This window comes from Chryseobacterium sp. RR2-3-20, from assembly GCF_017808115.1.
Taxonomy (GTDB): domain Bacteria; phylum Bacteroidota; class Bacteroidia; order Flavobacteriales; family Weeksellaceae; genus Chryseobacterium; species Chryseobacterium oryzae.
On the sequence record NZ_JADQBD010000186.1, the window covers coordinates 1 to 660 of the forward strand.

Sequence of the window (660 nt, forward strand, 5' to 3'; positions counted from 1 at the left end):
TGGGCACAAAATAAGATTAGAGAAAATGGAACTTTCTTTGACAATGTCTTATTTACGGACGAAGTAACATTTCACAGAAATGGTTTTGTAAATAGACACAATTACCATTATTATGATACCGCTAATCCGCATAAACTTCGTATGAATAGCTTCCAGCACAACTGGACTTTAAATGTTTGGGGAGGAATTATTGGTGATTACGTAATTGGTCCACATTTTTTTGAAGAACGTGTAACAGGGACAGGATTTTTGGAATTTATTCAAAATGATTTTCCCAGGTTAATTGAACACCTACCAGATGCTGTAAAAAATGATATGTGGCTAAAGTTAGATGGTGCTTCTGTACATTTTCAAAGGGACGTTAGAAATCACTTAGATAATACTTTCCCTGATAGGTGGATAGGTAGATCAGGACCAGCTAATTGGCCAGCTAGATCACCGGATGTAACACCCATGGACTTTTTTAAGTGGCGGTTCATTAAATCTGAAGTTTATCGAATAGAAGCCACATCCAGAGACGACATGAGGGAAAGAATTCCGCAAGCTTTTCGAAAAATAACTACTGAAATGCTACAAAATGTCAGAAAGTCCTTTGCAGAGAGACTTCACGAGTGTATTTCAGAAAACGGACGCCAGTTTGAACATTTATTACACTAAATA

General features: G+C 36.8%; 1 protein-coding gene. It reads left to right on the forward strand.

What is annotated here, in order from left to right; genetic code table 11:
- On the forward strand, positions 1-657 hold a 657-nt coding region (locus IV513_RS15630; RefSeq protein ID WP_209391474.1), incomplete at its 5' end, for a hypothetical protein.
- Positions 658-660: the final 3 nt, after the last annotated feature.